General features: G+C 27.2%; 19 protein-coding genes. 2 read left to right on the top strand and 17 right to left on the bottom strand.

Annotated features, from left to right (window positions below; translation table 11 throughout):
• Position 1 precedes the first annotated feature (1 nt).
• Complete coding sequence (locus tag ACZ5OA_RS02690) at positions 2–1,195, bottom strand: FtsX-like permease family protein (RefSeq protein WP_464907987.1); 1,194 nt, start codon at positions 1,193–1,195, stop codon at positions 2–4.
• Positions 1,188–3,848, bottom strand: a complete 2,661-nt coding sequence (gene secA / locus ACZ5OA_RS02685) for a preprotein translocase subunit SecA (protein WP_464907986.1) — start codon at positions 3,846–3,848, stop codon at positions 1,188–1,190. Before secA ends, ACZ5OA_RS02690 begins: the two co-directional genes overlap by 8 nt.
• Before the next feature lie 48 nt (positions 3,849–3,896).
• Between secA and lolA the strand changes: the two genes are divergently transcribed.
• Positions 3,897–4,406 carry a LolA-like outer membrane lipoprotein chaperone gene (gene lolA, locus ACZ5OA_RS02680; protein WP_464907985.1) on the top strand — a complete coding sequence of 170 codons (510 nt, stop codon included), beginning with the start codon at positions 3,897–3,899 and terminating at the stop codon, positions 4,404–4,406.
• A gap of 1 nt (position 4,407) precedes the next feature.
• Here lolA and fliY read toward each other — a convergent pair whose 3' ends face one another.
• Genes fliY through aroQ form a run of 9 tightly spaced genes read right to left on the bottom strand, consistent with a single transcriptional unit; the run spans position 4,408 to position 11,323 of the window.
• Positions 4,408–5,241: a flagellar motor switch protein FliY gene (fliY, locus tag ACZ5OA_RS02675; RefSeq protein WP_464907984.1), complete on the bottom strand. Its 834-nt coding sequence runs from the start codon at positions 5,239–5,241 to the stop codon at positions 4,408–4,410.
• The gene (fliM, locus tag ACZ5OA_RS02670; RefSeq protein WP_464907983.1) at positions 5,238–6,302 is read right to left on the bottom strand and encodes a flagellar motor switch protein FliM; all 1,065 of its coding nucleotides are present in this window, start codon (positions 6,300–6,302) and stop codon (positions 5,238–5,240) included. Before fliM ends, fliY begins: the two co-directional genes overlap by 4 nt.
• Complete coding sequence (gene fliA, locus ACZ5OA_RS02665; protein WP_464907982.1) at positions 6,295–6,969, bottom strand: RNA polymerase sigma factor FliA; 675 nt, start codon at positions 6,967–6,969, stop codon at positions 6,295–6,297. The genes fliM and fliA overlap by 8 nt, the downstream gene beginning before the upstream one ends.
• Positions 6,950–7,309: a hypothetical protein gene (locus tag ACZ5OA_RS02660; protein WP_464907981.1), complete on the bottom strand. Its 360-nt coding sequence runs from the start codon at positions 7,307–7,309 to the stop codon at positions 6,950–6,952. Before ACZ5OA_RS02660 ends, fliA begins: the two co-directional genes overlap by 20 nt.
• Positions 7,310–7,320: 11 nt before the next feature.
• Complete coding sequence (locus ACZ5OA_RS02655) at positions 7,321–8,193, bottom strand: MinD/ParA family protein (protein WP_464907980.1); 873 nt, start codon at positions 8,191–8,193, stop codon at positions 7,321–7,323.
• Positions 8,190–9,395, bottom strand: coding sequence for a flagellar biosynthesis protein FlhF (gene flhF / locus ACZ5OA_RS02650; RefSeq protein WP_464907979.1), 1,206 nt, complete (start codon positions 9,393–9,395; stop codon positions 8,190–8,192). Before flhF ends, ACZ5OA_RS02655 begins: the two co-directional genes overlap by 4 nt.
• Positions 9,396–9,851: a 2-amino-4-hydroxy-6-hydroxymethyldihydropteridine diphosphokinase gene (gene folK, locus ACZ5OA_RS02645; protein ID WP_464907978.1), complete on the bottom strand. Its 456-nt coding sequence runs from the start codon at positions 9,849–9,851 to the stop codon at positions 9,396–9,398.
• Positions 9,838–10,860, bottom strand: a complete 1,023-nt coding sequence (locus ACZ5OA_RS02640; protein ID WP_464907977.1) for a M24 family metallopeptidase — start codon at positions 10,858–10,860, stop codon at positions 9,838–9,840. Before ACZ5OA_RS02640 ends, folK begins: the two co-directional genes overlap by 14 nt.
• Positions 10,853–11,323 carry a type II 3-dehydroquinate dehydratase gene (gene aroQ, locus ACZ5OA_RS02635; RefSeq protein WP_464907976.1) on the bottom strand — a complete coding sequence of 157 codons (471 nt, stop codon included), beginning with the start codon at positions 11,321–11,323 and terminating at the stop codon, positions 10,853–10,855. Before aroQ ends, ACZ5OA_RS02640 begins: the two co-directional genes overlap by 8 nt.
• 75 nt (positions 11,324–11,398) lie before the next feature.
• Here aroQ and mqnF point away from each other — a divergent pair, with 75 nt between their 5' ends.
• Positions 11,399–12,613: an aminofutalosine deaminase family hydrolase gene (mqnF, locus tag ACZ5OA_RS02630; RefSeq protein ID WP_464907975.1), complete on the top strand. Its 1,215-nt coding sequence runs from the start codon at positions 11,399–11,401 to the stop codon at positions 12,611–12,613.
• 15 nt (positions 12,614–12,628) lie between these two features.
• Here mqnF and hpf read toward each other — a convergent pair whose 3' ends face one another.
• The 6 genes from hpf to fliW are packed head-to-tail and all read right to left on the bottom strand — an operon-like array spanning position 12,629 to position 16,381.
• On the bottom strand, positions 12,629–13,129 hold the full coding sequence (gene hpf / locus ACZ5OA_RS02625; RefSeq protein WP_464907974.1) for a ribosome hibernation-promoting factor, HPF/YfiA family: 501 nt from the start codon (positions 13,127–13,129) through the stop codon (positions 12,629–12,631).
• A 44-nt stretch (positions 13,130–13,173) separates the two neighbouring features.
• Positions 13,174–13,581 (bottom strand): hypothetical protein, encoded by a 408-nt coding sequence (locus ACZ5OA_RS02620; RefSeq protein WP_464907973.1) that lies wholly within the window; start codon positions 13,579–13,581, stop codon positions 13,174–13,176.
• Positions 13,578–14,666, bottom strand: coding sequence for a pilus assembly FimT family protein (locus ACZ5OA_RS02615; RefSeq protein ID WP_464907972.1), 1,089 nt, complete (start codon positions 14,664–14,666; stop codon positions 13,578–13,580). The genes ACZ5OA_RS02620 and ACZ5OA_RS02615 overlap by 4 nt, the downstream gene beginning before the upstream one ends.
• Positions 14,663–15,310, bottom strand: a complete 648-nt coding sequence (locus ACZ5OA_RS02610; RefSeq protein WP_464907971.1) for a type II secretion system protein — start codon at positions 15,308–15,310, stop codon at positions 14,663–14,665. Before ACZ5OA_RS02610 ends, ACZ5OA_RS02615 begins: the two co-directional genes overlap by 4 nt.
• Positions 15,288–16,007, bottom strand: coding sequence for a pyrroline-5-carboxylate reductase (locus tag ACZ5OA_RS02605; RefSeq protein WP_464907970.1), 720 nt, complete (start codon positions 16,005–16,007; stop codon positions 15,288–15,290). Before ACZ5OA_RS02605 ends, ACZ5OA_RS02610 begins: the two co-directional genes overlap by 23 nt.
• Complete coding sequence (gene fliW, locus ACZ5OA_RS02600) at positions 16,007–16,381, bottom strand: flagellar assembly protein FliW (RefSeq protein ID WP_464907969.1); 375 nt, start codon at positions 16,379–16,381, stop codon at positions 16,007–16,009. The genes ACZ5OA_RS02605 and fliW overlap by 1 nt, the downstream gene beginning before the upstream one ends.
• Positions 16,382–16,413: the final 32 nt, after the last annotated feature.

Raw genomic sequence — 16,413 nt, 5'->3', positions numbered from 1 at the left:
TTTATTCAAATCTTAAAGTCGTTAAAATATCTACTTCACTGGCTTTTTTAGCTGGATAAAAACTTGAAAGCATAATCACAACAACAGCACCTACAATAATTAAACAAAAGTCAACTAAACTTAAATCTGTAGGTATTTTACTTGTTCCATATACATCAGCTGGAAGAGAAACTATATCAAATGTATTTAAAATCCAAATACCAATTCCACCTAAACTTATTCCGGCTATTATCCCAAAAAATCCAACAACCATACCAAGTCGGAAAAATATCGCTTTTATTTCTTTTTTACTTGCTCCCAAACTCATCATCAAAGCTATCTCTTTTCTTCTATTCATTATCATCATCAAAAGTGAGCCAATGATGTTGAGTGATGCTACTATAATTATAAGCATCAAAACTAAAAACATAGCTCTTTTTTCAAGTTTTAAAGCACTAAAAAAATTTCCATTTTGTTGCCACCATCCAACAATTCCAACTCCAAAAGGCAAATCTTTTTTTAATTTTTTAATGTCTTGAAATGGATTTTTAGAATAAATATGAATACCTGTATAATTTTTTTGTCTCAAAATAACTTTCAGACCTTCAATATTCATATAAGCAATTCCTTTATCATAGGCATTAAGACCTGAGTGAAAATAACTGACAACTTTCACTTTTTTAAGCCTTGGTGCTACTTCTATACCATATGGATCTGAATTTGAAAAAATCATTATAACTTTATCATTTTTATTTATACCCATATCATCAAAAAGTCTTTTACCTACGACAATATCAAACTTTCTAAGTTTATTACCTTTCACAGCCTTTGCTAAAATTGGATTAATTTGTTTCTCTTTCCCGAAATTAACACCATATAAAATAACACCATTCATTTGCTGATTTTTAATAATTGCAGAAGTTTGAATATAAGGAGAAAATTTTAAATTTGAATACTTTTTTTCAAGTTTTTTTACAAACTTATCATCAATATTGCCACCTATTTGAGAATAAATAGTTAATGGATAATTCATAATAGTAAGTTTTTTTTCAAACTCTTTATCCATTCCATTCATTATACTCATCGCAATAATCAAGACTCCAACCCCCGTCATAATACCTAAAAAAGCAAGTATAAAACTGACACTTATAAAAGGTTGAGTTTTATCAAATTTCAAATACTTTTTAACAATAAAACTTACAAATTTTTTATTCATTATTTGCTAAAAGTCCTTTTTTAGGACCACTTTTTCCACAACAATTTTTATATTTTTCTCCACTTCCACAAGGGCAAGGGTCATTTCTTTTTGGTTTTTTAATATTAGTTATACTTTCACCTGAATTTTTTTCAAGCCCTTTGTTAAATTCTTCTATTGCTTTTACAATATCTTCTTCACTAAGTTCTTTTCCTTTACATTCAAGTTTTTCTTGTCTTTTTGCAAGTTCGGCCAAAACTTCATCTGGAATTTCTCCAAAATCTGGAGTTGGTTCCCCTTCATAATTTAATTGCAAAGAATGAATAACTTTCATATATTCTGTTTTTATTTTTTCAATTAATTCATTAAATAGATTAAATGATTCTTTTTTATATTCTACAAGCGGATCTTTTTGATTATATCCTCTTAGACCTATTCCTGTTTTTAAGATATCCATTTGATATAAATGTTCTCTCCAATTTTCATCTAACACTTGAATATATAACGTTCTTTCAACTTCATTTCTTTGTTCATCATCTACCATACTCATTTTATCTTCATAATATTTTTCAAGTTTCTCAGAAATAAAATCAATGAGTTCCAAATAATTTTTTCCTTTTAGAGAATTTATATCCAAATGAAGAGTTGTATATTCAACGACTATATTAACAAGTGCTTCTAAAGCATAGTCCTCTTCTACCATATCTTCAAAAATATCTGCTCTATTTAATAAAACTTCAACAAAGTCTTTTCTTGTTTCTTTTATTTTATTTTCAATATCATATTTTGGATCCATTAAATCATTTCTGAATTTATAGATAACTTTTCTTTGTTCATTTGCAACATCATCATATTTTAAAATATGTTTTCTATTTTCAAAGTGCATAGTTTCAACTTTTTTTTGAGCACCTTCGATTGAACGAGTTACTATTTTACTTTGAATATGTTCTCCTCTTTCAATACCAAGTCTATTCATTATATTTTTAATTCTATCACTTCCAAAAATTCTTAGTAAATTATCTTCTAAAGATAGATAAAATTGACTATATCCAGCATCTCCTTGTCGTCCACCTCTACCTCTTAACTGATTATCAATTCTTCTACTTTCGTGTCTTTCAGTCCCGACAATTGCAAGTCCACCAAGTTCTTTCACACCCTCACCAAGCTTGATATCAACTCCACGACCAGCCATATTTGTAGCAATTGTAATAGAACCTTTTTGTCCAGCTTTTATAATAATTTCAGCCTCTTTTTCGTGATTTTTTGCATTTAAAACAGTATGAGGAAGTTTCTCTTGTTTTAGTAATTTATGTAATAATTCACTTTTTTCAATAGATGCAGTCCCAACTAATACAGGTTGACCTTTTTTGTAAACTTCTTTTATTTTTTTTATTACAGATTCAAATTTTTCTTCTTCTGTTTTATAAATTAGATCATGTTCATCATTTCTAATAATAGGTTTATTTGTTGGGATTGAAATAACTTCAAGCCCATAAATTTCAGCAAATTCAGTTGCTTCTGTTTGAGCAGTACCTGTCATACCTGCTAACTTTTTATAATGTCTAAAATAATTTTGATATGTGATTTCAGCTAAAGTTTGAGATTCTTCTTGAATCTTAACTCCTTCTTTTGCTTCAAGTGCTTGATGAAGACCTTCACTAAATCTTCTACCTTCGCTAATTCTACCTGTAAATTCATCAATAATTAAAACTTCACCTTTTCTAACAATATAATCAACATCTCTTAAGAAAAGAAAATTTGCTTTTAAGGCTTGATCAAGATGATGGGCTAAAATTGCATTTTCTGGAGTATAAAGATTTTCAACTTCAAAAAGTTCTTCTGCTTTTTTAATACCTTCTTCAGTAAGAAGTGCAGATTTATATTTTTCATCAAGTGTGAAATGTTTTTTGTTTTCAAGTTGTTTTGCTACTTTATCAGCAACTACATAATTTTCTAAACTTCTATCAGCAGGTCCAGAAATAATAAGAGGAGTTCTTGCTTCATCGATTAAGATAGAATCAACTTCATCTACAATCGCAAAATAATGCCCTCTTTGAACTTTATCTTCAATTTTAAAAGCCATATTATCTCTTAAATAATCAAATCCAAGTTCATTATTTGTCGCATATGTAATATCACTCCCGTATGCTTCTTTTCTCTCAGGCTCACTTTTATTGGCAACTACAACTCCTACACTAAAGCCCAAAAATTCATAAACTGGTCTCATCAAATCAGCATCTCTTGCAGCCAAATAATCATTTACAGTTACTAAATGCACACCTTTACCTAAAATTGCATTTAAAACTATTGGAAGAGTTGCAACTAACGTTTTACCTTCCCCTGTTTTCATTTCAGCAATTCTATTCTCATGTAAAACCATTCCACCGATTAATTGAACATCAAAATGTCGCATTTTCAAAGTTCTTTTACTTACCTCTCTAGTAATTGCAAAAACATCTATCAAAACTTTATTTAAAGCTTCATTATTATCACATCCATTTTTTATATCTTCTAAAACTCTATTTTTAAATTCAAAAAATTTATTTTGTAATTCTTCATCACTTAGTTTTTCATAAATAGATTCAAGTGCATTTATTTCTTTTACTCTTTTTTGGTATTTTTTAAGTTCTCTATCATTTCTTGTTCCAAATATTTTTCCTAATGTTTTTAACATTTCATACCTTCTATTTTTTTTGTTATAATACCAAAAAAAAGGAAAAAAATGAAACAGTTATTTTTTATTTTAATAACTATTTACTCTTTTGGATTTCAACTTAAATATAATAAATTTGTAAGTGATTTTAATCAATCTGTTAAAAGTGAGAATAAAACAATTAATTATGAAGGGAAAGTATTCGTAAATAATGAACTCATTTTCTGGCATTACACAAAACCAATTGAAAAAAAAATATGGGTGACTTTGAGTGATAAAATTTATGTATATGAACCTGATTTAGAACAAGTAACAATTTATAACACTTCTAAAAAAGATGATTTTTTCAAACTTATGAAAAGTGCAAAAAAATTAAAGAAAAATTTATATTTAAAGAAATATAATAATAATAAAATTTATTTTAAAACTAACAATAATTTAATCAAAAAAATATACTATAAAGACAAAATAGATAATTTAGTAACTCTTAATTTCTATAATATAAAAAAGAAAGATCTAAATTTATCTACTTTCACACCAAAATATCCATCATATGTAGATACAATTTATGCAAAGTAAATTAAGAATTTAGCGTTTTCATTCTCTCTTTTTTCGTTCCAATAGAAGTAATCTGAATACCAAAATTTCCATCTACAATTACAACTTCACCTTCTGCTATTTTCTTATCATCAACTAATAGATCTAAAGGCTCGTTTGCTAATTGATTAAGTTCAACTATACTTCCTATATCCATATTAATAACATCTTTTAAAAGCATTTTTTTAGAACCAATTCTTACTCTAACATTTAATTTAACATCTAAAAGAAGCTTTAAATTTTTGATTTCATCATTGTCAATACCATGCCCTTCATAAGAATGCTCATCTGTTTTAGATCCACTACTTTCTACTACTGATAGATTTAATTTAGAATAAATATCATTATCAAATAAAACAATCCATTCATAATCTTTATCGTTTATATTAAAATCAAATACTGCTTTATAACTATTTGAATTCCATTCACCACTTGACTCAAATGTTGCACTACTTACAGAAAAATTTAAATTTGGAACATTTTGTTGAGCTGACAAAGCAGTAGAAAGACTCCCCAAAATATTAGAGACTATTTCTTTAATAGCATCTAAATCTTCTTCATTCATTTCATCTTTTTCAGTTCCCTCACCAGCAAGCATCAAATCACCAAGTGCAGTTGCACTCTTGGGAGGGATTAAAAATATAATTTTACCACTTATATCACCACTAACTTCTACATTAATCTGTGCATAAGGAGGAGTTAAATTTCCAATACCTTCACTAGAATCTTTTAAACTAACTTTAGGAGCAACTCCAATTAAACCTTCTACTGTAGACACTATATCTTTTTTTAATAAATCTAAAAAATCTTTTATCATTTTTCTTCCTCAACCATATTTATTTTACTTTTTCTTGCATATTCTATCTCTTCTAGAATATCTTTTACTTCATCATGTTCTGTTTTTAATACTTCCACAACTTTTGCACTTTTTCTAAATCTATTTACACCAATATTTGCTAAAAATTTATCTTTACCATCTACTCTTAAAATAGCTGTATCATCTGCACTTCTATCAAGCCTTATAATATCACTTTTTTCTAATTCAAGAATACTTTTCATTGTTAAATTTGCATGCCCAATTATCGCTTCCACATCTACTTTAGCCCCACCAAGCAATGCTTTTAATTCTTTATTTCTACTTTTTCTACTACTTGTTTCTGTAAGCATTAAATCCCTACTTGCAAGTTTTGGAAGAACTGATTCAAGTGTAATTACTGGATAACAAAAATTTATCATTCCACTTGTATGACCAATAATGAGTTCCATTACAACCATTACTATAATTTCATTTTGAGCAACAATTTGCACAACATTTGGAGAAGATTCTTTTGCTTCTACTAATGGGAATATGTCAATTACGGGAGCCCATGCCTCTTTTATATTTGAACTTATTACTTTTAAAATAGTGTCAAGTAAATTAAGTTCTATATCACTAAAATCTCTATTTCCATCATATGATTCACCAGGGCCACCAAGTAACCTTTCTATCATCGGAAAAACAATAGAAGGATTTATCTCAACTACTGCTTTTCCATCTAAGGGTTTGAGCGAAAGAACATTAAATGAGGTCGGAGAAGGAAGTGACATGAGAAATTCACCATAAGTCATTTGATCAACTGAATGAAGTTGAATTTCAACTATACTTCTCATTACAGAAGAAATTTGACTGGCTAAATTTCTTGCCATTTTATCATGAATACTTCTAAAAGCTCTTAACTGCTCTTTACTTACTCTATTTGGTCTTTTAAAATCATATAGTGTAATTTGTCTTTGATCTAAAATTTCTGATGATTTTTCTAGCTCATCAGGATTTATATTATCTTCATCAACAACTTCTAAAAGGGCATCAATTTCTTCTTGACTTAAAATATCAGCCATTTAAATTCTCCCTAATTTTTCTAACTACAGCTTTATGTATTTGTGAAATTCTACTTTCACTAATATCTAAAATTTCTGAAATCTCTTTTAATGAAAGCTCTTCAAAATAGTAAAGTTGAATAACCATCTGTTCTCTTTTATCCATTTTGGAAAGCTCTTTTTTTATAATTTCAATAAGTTCTTCTTCTTCTATTTTTTTATCTATATTATCAAAAACTTCAAGCTGCTCTTCTATTGGCATAACATTATAAATATCCCCAGCAATCCTTGCTTTTTGAATTTTATTAAGTGGTAATTCTAAAACCTCAGCCAAATATTCATCAGTTGGCTCTATTTGATATTTTTGATAATATATATTAATTTTTTTTTCTATATCTTTTATTATTTTCCTATTTCCCCTACTCACAATATCTAAGCTTCTTAAATAATCAAGCATAGCGCCTTCCACTCTCATTTTAGCATATCCCCAAAAATTATCATTCTGTTTAGGGTCATATCTTCTTGATACTTTTATAAGCTCTTCAGTAGCAACTGCTACTAAATCATCAAAATCCACACTCAAAGGAAGCCTTGATTTTATTCTATATGCTAAACTCTTTACAGCTGGTAAATATTCTACTGCCAAACTATCTTGATAAACTCTTATACTATTTTCGTAAGGATTCATTTTTATCTTCTTTTTTATAAAATAACCTTTCTTCTTTTTCTATTTCTTTTATAAAATAGTGAGCATCTCTAATAAAATCCTCTTTTTTATCCAATTCATAAATTTGCATATCTATTGCTTTTTCTAAAAAATTTTTATCAAGATGAAATATTTTTTTAACAGAAATATATTTTATGAAAAAACTACTACTTGCTAATCCTAAAATATAAAAAATGGATGAAATTATAAAAACAGAATACAAAAATTTATCAGGTTCAAAGCCATGTAACACGGCAAATATAAGACCTATAAAAAATCCTACTACTGTTAAAAAAGAGATAAAATTATCACTTCTAAACATATACACTTCCTTTAAAAACGATTTAAAATCTTTTTGAAAAATCTACTAAGTCCAGTTTCCTCTTCTACAAGCACTTTTCGTTCCAAAATTTGAACTATTTTTTTGGCAATAATTTTTAATTGCTCAGTTGGCTGTGAAAAAGCATACTCTTTTGCAAAAAGTTGTCTTTTTATAGATGCTGTTTGTATTACTTTATCTTTTTTTAAATAACCTATCATTTGGAGTCTAAAATTTGATTTAATATTTTCTTTTGCTACATTTGCAATTTTTTGATAAATATTATTTGCTTCTTTTTGTGAATCAACTTCATTCATAAGTAAAAACAGTCTATCTCTTTTTTCACTTAATACCTTTACCATAGCATAGGCATCTGTAATTGCTGCTGGTTCTGGCACTGTAACAACTATAACTTCATCTGCTGCTAATAAAAATGTTTGAACTTCTTTTCCAATCCCTGCCCCTGTATCTATAATTAAAAAATCTAAATCATCTAATTCAGAAATATCCTCTGCAAATCTATCAAACATAAATTCATCACTATATTTCAAAATTTCATCACCACTATCTCCTGGTATCAAATAGAAATCTTTTTCTACTTCTACTATAATATCCCTGAATTTAGCTTCTCCTTTTAAAACATGTAAAATATTTTTTTTGGTATTAACTTTCAATAAAACATCTAAATTAGCTAAACCAATATCTGCATCAAAAAGACCTACTTTAAATCCAAGCGAATGCAATATATACCCTAAATTTGCAGAAATAGTAGATTTACCTACTCCACCCTTTCCGCTAGTAATTGCTAAAAATTTCGTTGTTCTTTTTTTAGTGTTGTTTGAAGAATCAACAAGTTCTTTTAATTTATCTGCTTGTGTTGTCTTCACTTAATATCCTTTAAAATATTATTTACTAAATAATCATTATCTGCAACCATTAAATCATCTGGAACTTCCTGACCAATTGAAAGATAGCTCACTGGTTTTTTTACATTATAGATTAAAGAAAAAATATTTCCTAAACTTACAGTTTCATCTAATTTTGTAAAAACACAAGTATCTATTGGCAAAATTGAAAAATTTTCATAGATATCTTTTAAATCTTCATATTTTGTAGTTGCTGCCATAACTAAATTCACATCAATTGAAGCAAATGTGCTAATATTAATAAATTGATTAAGTCTATCAACTTTATCTTTATCATGTTGACTACTTCCTACTGTATCAATTAAAATAATATCATTATTTTTAAGTTTATAAAGTGCCTCACTAAAATCATCTGGATCAACTACTGCTTCAATTGAAAGTTTCATCATCCTAGCATATGTCATAAGCTGTTCAACTGCCCCAATTCTATAAGTATCTAGTGTAATAATTCCTACTTTATATTTTTTATGTTTTTTAAATGCATAACGAGCTGCTAATTTTGCAATAGTTGTCGTTTTTCCAACCCCAGTAGGGCCTACAAACATCATAATTTTTTTGTCCCCTACACAAAGCTCTTTTTCATGTCTAATTGGTATCATTTTTTTAAGAAGTGTATTAAAATATCTTTTTATTGTAATAAAATTTTTTCTCATTTTTACTGGCATATGTTTCAGAGTTAATTGCATAATTTCATCTAAATGAGATTTATTCATACCACTGTTTTTTGCAACTGCATAAATTTCACTAAATTCAGGTGGAATTATAAGATTATCTCTTCTTGGTGCATTTAAATCCCAAACTGTAGCTTGTAAAAGTTTCATATTATTCGTGATTTCTTTTATCTCTTTTTGTAATTCTTTAATTTCTACCACATTTGTATTTAAATTATTATTTTGAAATTTATCTTTTGAAATAGAATTAATCTCTTTAGCAGCTTCTGAAATTTTAAGCATTACATCGTTTCCAAAACTATTTTTTTTATCTTTTTTTGGTAATTTAGAATTATCATCAATTTTAACAACAATTTCATAAAGTCCAGGTGTGGTAAGTGTTTTTCGTTTTATTTCTCTGTTTGAGACAATTAATGCATCATCTCCTACTGCGGCTTTTACTTTTGCCATAGCTTCTTGCATAGTTTGTCCAGTAAATGTTTTTAGTGCCATTTATTTCCTTAATAGATAAAGTGGTAACAAAACTGAGTCCCTTTGTTTAAAAAAAGGATGTGGAATATTCAGTCTTTTATTATTTAATTTAATATTATCATACATAATTATATCTAAATCTAATGTTCTTGGTGCATTTTTGAAACTTCTTTTACGATTAAATTTTTTTTCTGTATATAAAAGGAAATTAAGTAATTCCATGGGAGCAAACGAAGTAGATATAATTATGACAGAATTAATAAAATTATCTTGCTCTAAATAGCCAAATGGTGGATTTTTATAAAGATATGAAGTATCACTTATATCAATTTTTGGATGCGATTTGAGAAATAAAAATAGCTTTTTGAATCTTCTAGAACAATCTCCTACATTACAACCAATTCCAATTAATACTTTATGTTTAAATTTAGCTTTTTTTTTATGAAAAGGGAAAAAAGTATTACTAAATATATTCACTAAGTACCTCCACCTCTTCATTATAATTCACACAAACCATATCTTCAATTCTTACACCAAAAACACCCGGTAAATAAATTCCTGGCTCAATTGTAAAAACCATACCAGGTTTAATAATTGTTTCATTTCTTGAATTAACATATGGCCATTCGTGGATGTCAAGCCCTACTCCATGCCCTAAGGAATGAATGAAAAATTTTCCATATCCAGCATTTTGGATAACTTTTCTTGCTATTTTATCAAGTTCACAAATCTTCATTCCAACTTTGATAGCCTTAATAGCCTCTTCATTTGCCTTCAAAACAATATCATAAATTTTTTGTTTTTCTTTATCTTTAAATTTTTGAATTTTACTCATAGAAATATTATCATTTATAGAAATAGTTCTTGTTCTATCACTGCAATATCTTTCATATTTAAGTCCTGCATCAAGCAATAATAAATCATTTTTATGAAGCTTTTTATTACTAAAAGTAGCATGAGGTTTTGCGCTATTTTCATTAATTGCAACAATTGGCTCAAAACTAAGTTCATTTTTACCTCTATGAGTTAATTTTTCTTTAAATCTATATGAAAGCTCAAATTCATCTAAATTAGTTTCTATTTTCTTTTTAAACTTTTCAAAAGCTTTAGCACCTTTTTTGGCTGCTTTTTTTATTATTTTTAGTTCCTGTTCACTTTTTATTTCTCTTTTTTGATGTGAATAGTTTCTAATTTGTTTTAAAGTTGTTACTTTACTTAAACTAACATATGAGTCATAATCCCAGTTTAATGGGTCAATTATAACTCTTTTTACCCTATTTTTTAAAATAATATTTTTTGCAGTTTTTAAAAGATTTGAAGTTGTAATTACCTTAGCTTTTGCATTTTGCTTAGCATCAAGAGTGTATCTACCATCTGTGATAAAATATTTTTCACCTTCAATTGATAAAAATATAACATTATCACAGCTATATCCACACTCATAATATATTTCATTTTCTTTATTTAAAATAAAATTATTATGCATTTTTTGCTTGTTGGGCTTTAATTCTTGCTACTTCATTTAAAATTTGAATCATTGAAATCATTGCTAAATGATAACTAAATGGTCCAAATCCTGCAATAGTTCCTGCACATACATCAGAAATCATACTTGTTTTTCTAAACTCCTCTCTTGAAGCTATGTTTGATATATGAACTTCTACAGCTGGAAGTTGTACTGCTCTTAAAGCATCTCTAATTGCAATTGAAGTATGAGTATAAGCTGCAGGATTAATTATGATTCCATCTGCATCACCTAAACATTCTTGAATCTTATCAACTATTTCACCTTCCAAATTTGATTGAAAAAATTCAATTTCAACATTGTTTTGTTCTGCAACTGCTTTCATTTGATTATGAATATCTTCTAATTTCATTGGCCCATAAATATTTGTTTCTCTAACCCCCAACATATTTAAGTTTGGTCCTTGAATTACACATATTTTCATCTTTTATCCTTTTTTTTTTGATATTTTACAAAAATTTCCGATAAAAGAGTAGTATATTTTACAAAAAGGACAAAAATGATTAAATTAAAAGCAAATTATGTACTAACTATGAATGAAAAAAATGAAATTATTGAAAATGGAGAGGTTATCTTTGATAAAAAAATTATAAAAGTTGGAAAAAATTTAGAAAAAAATATAAAAACTATTGATTTAGGTAAAAATTCTGTTTTAATGCCAGGACTTATTAATACTCATACTCATTTAGAATTTAGTGCAAATCAAACAACACTCATTTATGGTGATTTTATTAGTTGGCTTAATAGTGTAATAGCAAAAAGAGAAAATTTACTTAATGATTGTCGTAGTCATTGTTATCAAAAAGCAATTAATCAAATGAAAAAAAGTGGAGTTGTAGCGTTTGGAGAAATATCTTCAACAGGACTTGATTTAGAACAATTGAAAAAAACTGAACTAAAAGTAGTATATTTTAATGAAATTATAGGCTCAAATCCAGCTGCTATTGATGCTTTATATCAAGATTTTTTAAATAGATTAAATGAAAGTGAAAAATATAAAAGTGAAAAATTTATACCTTCTATTTCTATTCATTCTCCATATTCAGTCCATCCACTTATAATCAAAAAAGCACTTGATATTGCTAGAAAAAAAAATATGATAGTTTCAGCACATTTTATGGAAAGTCAAGCTGAGAGAGAATGGCTCGATAATAATAAAGGTGATTTCAAAATATTTTTCAAACAAAATCTTAATCAAGAAAAAGCAGTAACATCTACTATAGAGTTTTTAAGCCAATTTGAACAAGTAAAAACACATTTTATACATGGGGTTTGGGCAAACGAAAAAGAACTTCAAAAAATTTCATCAATGAATGCTTCCATCGCACATTGTCCTGTTTCAAACAGACTTTTAAATACAGGATTACTTGATATTGAAAGAGTAAAAAATTTACAAATTCCTTATAGCGTAGCAACTGATGGACTTAGTAGTAATTATTCACTAAATTTATTCAAAGAAATTAGAACATCACTTTTTATGCACACAGGACTTCATCCAAAATATTTGGCAAAAGATTTGATTAAATCTGTAACAAAAAATGCAGGCGATATATTAAATTTGAATAATGGTAGTATTGAAGTTGGAAAATTTGCTGATTTAATTAGTTTTAAATTATCCAAATGTTTAAATATAGAAGATTTATATTTACAAATTATTTTACATATTAACGAAATAGAAAAAATGTGGATAAATGGGAAAAAAATAGAGATTTAAGAAAAAAAAGGACTTTTAATAAAGCCCAAATTTTCCATCTTTTCTTCTGTAAAGAACTCTTGTCTCACCACCCAAATCTTTAAACACAATAAAAGCTTCATTTGTTTGTTTAAATTCAACTAAAGCTTCATCTACAGTCATAGGTTTTTCAGCCATTAAATCAACTGGAACTATTTCATCAATTTGAGTATCAACTACTACTGAAGGTATATCTTCTTTTATTCTATGAGAAACTAATTTATCATGATATCTTCTAAGTTTTTTACCTAATCTATCTTTTGCTAAATCAACTGCTTTATAAAAGTCTTTATCTCTTTGAGTAATAACTACACTACCTTTTTCAGCTATAATTACATTAAATTCAACTTTTATTTCATGTTTTTTATCTTCTTCTACTATTACTTTTGTAGAAATAATATCAAGATTATATTTCTTAATATCCTCTATTACAGCATTTATACTTGCTTTCATTCCATCTGTTACATCTATACGTCTTCCAACTATACTTACATTCATAATGCACCTCCATATTTTTAAATTAAATAAATTATACCAAAAATTTAGGGTTTTTGAACAGTTTGTCTAAAAAAACGAATATTTGGATCAATTTTGCTTGTAACATAAGTATTTATCATAACCGTTCCATTTGAATCTTGAGTTGTTATAGGTGAACAATTACAATCAGTTGGACAATCTGTTAAAAAATAATGAAAAGTCATATTCACATCATATAGTGTAGAATTAATATCTATTTTATTTATACATCCATTAGTTGCAAAATCTCTTGCTTCAAGTGCCATAATAGCATATTCCGTGGCAGATTTTGCTTTTATCTGTGCTTGTACGGACAAATATTCATTGGCTGTTCGTTTTACACTTGATGCTGAAAAATACATCATAAGTGTTCCTACTGTTCCTAACACAACAATAAAAATAATAGCCAAAAGCATCGCAAATGATTTTTTCAAAATACTACCTTTTCTTTACAAACTTCTAATTTATTTGTTGAATTAATATCTACAAAACTGGATTCTACACAAAGATAGATTCTAAACATTGGAGAATTTGTATCTTTTTTAAATCTAAACTGAGTTACATGATTTAGTATTAAAGTATGATTTGCTTCTTGATTAGTTTCATGAAGTTTATTCCACCAATCTTTTCTCCAAGGTTGATAATTATAATAAAGTGTCAAATTATAATCAGTTAATATACTTCCATTTGATTCAGTCATATTATTTATAATAGGAACTATAGCATAAGCAGTTCTAACCAAAAAATATCTTGCATATAAAGTTGTATTATTGTTTTCTGTAATAGATGTGATATTTAAATCTACAATAGGATTACCATTACCATCTTTATATTGATGATAGTTTTTGTTAATTGCAAATATAGATTTTGCTGTTCTATTCTTATCTTTATCAAAATACCAACCAAAACTTTGATTTACATCAGGATTCAAATCCCCTCCCATATCATATCCAGAAAATATGAGGGTAGTTACATTTTTTTCAAAAGGATTAATATTTTCACCTAAAGCAGCTGTTATATTTCTATCTATTGATTTAACATAATTAAAATTACTATCAAGTGTAGTTACATTAAATTCTTTTGGATCATCATTTGTTCTGTTCGCTTCATCTAAATCAATAAAACCACTCCAACCTGTTTGAATATGTTTTTGATTTGCATCCCACATTCCATATTTAGCTTCATAATCTTTACCAATCCATTCTAATACTGTATAATTAGTATCATTCTCATTTAATTCTGATACAGATTTAAAATCTACTTTAGTAGAATCATTTTCATCCTTTTCACTAGGATATTTAGTAGCAATCACACTATTTTTCACTCTATTTCTAAGAAGTGCTGACATTTCTGAAAGTGCTCCATCTAATCTATTATCTAGTTTATTTATTTCTTTAGTATAAATATAATTTTTATAGACTTTATTTAAAATATCAAATGTAATAGTTGCTAAAATACCCATAATTACAATAACAACAATTAATTCTATTAATGTAAAACTTTTTTTCATAAATTTCATAAATCATTCCTACTATAAATTTTAACAGCACCAATATTATCTGCTTTTCCTCTAATTACTGATACAAGTGTCCCACTTTTTTTATTACTAACATTTAATTCTATTTCTTTTATATTTGTATTATTCGAAGTAGTTAAAGCATCATTATAAAAAATATTTTTCTCAGAATAATTAGTATCATCTTTAACATATTTTACAGAAACTGTAATATTATAATCTCCCACTTCAAAGCTATAACCATTAAAATCATCCACATCATCAAAAGTAGAACTATTACTATCAATTTCACCATCAGCAACATCAACTCCTATATGAGATGTTGTATTATCATCACACTCAGCACCACTCTCATTATTAAGTTGCTTAGTTCCATTTCTTTCACATTTTAACTCACTATCCCCACCATTAGCTGTTAAAACTTTATAATAATTGTCACCCTTTGTGTTGTTTTCATCCCAATCCATTGATTCTATTAAAGCCAAAGTTGAATAAGCATTATAAAAAGAATTTGATTTTAAACTTGTAGAAGCGTTTTGAGATACAGTTGCCAAAAGCATAGGAATAGAGGTTACAACTATTCCTATTACCACCATTGCTACTACTAATTCTATTAATGTAAAACTAGATTTTTTGGGATTTTTCATAAGCTCCCTTAATAGCTTTTATAAAAGCATTTCTTACTCCATTTTCTTCCAATTTTTCTATTCCTGAAGCCGTCGTTCCTGCTGGACTTATCACAGAATCTTTTATATTTGCTGGTTTATCTTCAAGAGAGGCATAACTTCTAAAAAGACCTTTTGTAAATTCGTAACTCATCTCTCGATTCATTCCACATAAAACTCCACCATCTGCTATAGCCTCTGCCACAATTGCTAAAAATGCAGGACCGCTTCCTGCAATTGCAGTTGATATATCAAGTTCTTTTTCGCTACTCACTTTAATAGCCACTCCTATTTTAGAAAATATTTCATAAGCATTTTCACTTCCAAAAACAGCTGTTGTAGAGGCTTGATGAATAGCACCAACATTTGGCATAACTCTCGAATAAATTTCAGATTTTATATGTTTTTTAATCTCTTCTATTTTTTTACCTGCCATTATTGAAATAACTTCTTTAGCTTTTCCTTTTAATGATAGCAAATCTAAAGCATAAGGTTTCGTAGCTAAAATAATAATTTTATCAGTTATATCAAAATTATTTAATAGATGATATTTTCTTGCACTACTTTCCGTGCAAAATTTTTGAAGTTTTTTTTCATCTCTTCCAACAACCTCAACTTCACCATTTAAACCTTTAGCAATAGCCAAAGCCATTTTACCATTACCAATAATTGTAACCATTATTTACCTTTAATATAATTTGCTAAAGGATCTGTTAAAGAATAATCCCCAGCATTTTCCAAAATAACTTGTCCCATTTTATTTGTATCAATATTAAAAATAAGTGGAGATGCAAAATTAATTGTAGAATTTTGTAATGGAGTTGCTACTATCATATTATTTAAAATTAAAAAATTTGTTTTTTCGTTTAATTGTAGTTTTTCTTTATCAGAGTCATTTATAATTGCATCATATTCTCTTATAACAAAAGGATTGATCAAAGTAAAAGAAATATCTCCACTTTTTAATTTAAAAAAAACATCATCTATTTTTTCAAATTCATATTCTTTTATATTTTCAAATCCTAAAATTGGTAAAACTGCTTCAAATTTCATATTAAACCTTTTAATTTATTTTGCTTATTTCG

This window comes from Thioreductor micantisoli, assembly GCF_055392745.1.
This window is presented reverse-complemented; position numbering and strand designations above follow the sequence as displayed.

Bases quoted from the DNA above. Each gene is read 5' to 3' on its own strand.
- flhF (WP_464907979.1), bottom strand. From the start codon at position 9,395: ATGGCACTAAAAACATTTACTGGACAAACTATGCAAGAAGCTATGGCA.
- fliA (WP_464907982.1), bottom strand. From the start codon at position 6,969: ATGAATCCTTACGAAAATAGTATAAGAGTTTATCAAGATAGTTTGGCA.
- mqnF (WP_464907975.1), top strand. From the start codon at position 11,399: ATGATTAAATTAAAAGCAAATTATGTACTAACTATGAATGAAAAAAAT.
- aroQ (WP_464907976.1), bottom strand. From the start codon at position 11,323: ATGAAAATATGTGTAATTCAAGGACCAAACTTAAATATGTTGGGGGTT.
- ACZ5OA_RS02615 (WP_464907972.1), bottom strand. From the start codon at position 14,666: ATGAAATTTATGAAAAAAAGTTTTACATTAATAGAATTAATTGTTGTT.
- ACZ5OA_RS02640 (WP_464907977.1), bottom strand. From the start codon at position 10,860: ATGCATAATAATTTTATTTTAAATAAAGAAAATGAAATATATTATGAG.
- ACZ5OA_RS02660 (WP_464907981.1), bottom strand. From the start codon at position 7,309: ATGTTTAGAAGTGATAATTTTATCTCTTTTTTAACAGTAGTAGGATTT.
- secA (WP_464907986.1), bottom strand. From the start codon at position 3,848: ATGTTAAAAACATTAGGAAAAATATTTGGAACAAGAAATGATAGAGAA.
- ACZ5OA_RS02605 (WP_464907970.1), bottom strand. From the start codon at position 16,007: ATGGTTACAATTATTGGTAATGGTAAAATGGCTTTGGCTATTGCTAAA.
- fliW (WP_464907969.1), bottom strand. From the start codon at position 16,381: ATGAAATTTGAAGCAGTTTTACCAATTTTAGGATTTGAAAATATAAAA.
- ACZ5OA_RS02690 (WP_464907987.1), bottom strand. From the start codon at position 1,195: ATGAATAAAAAATTTGTAAGTTTTATTGTTAAAAAGTATTTGAAATTT.
- hpf (WP_464907974.1), bottom strand. From the start codon at position 13,129: ATGAATGTAAGTATAGTTGGAAGACGTATAGATGTAACAGATGGAATG.
- fliM (WP_464907983.1), bottom strand. From the start codon at position 6,302: ATGGCTGATATTTTAAGTCAAGAAGAAATTGATGCCCTTTTAGAAGTT.
- fliY (WP_464907984.1), bottom strand. From the start codon at position 5,241: ATGATAAAAGATTTTTTAGATTTATTAAAAAAAGATATAGTGTCTACA.
- lolA (WP_464907985.1), top strand. From the start codon at position 3,897: ATGAAACAGTTATTTTTTATTTTAATAACTATTTACTCTTTTGGATTT.
- ACZ5OA_RS02610 (WP_464907971.1), bottom strand. From the start codon at position 15,310: ATGAAAAATCCCAAAAAATCTAGTTTTACATTAATAGAATTAGTAGTA.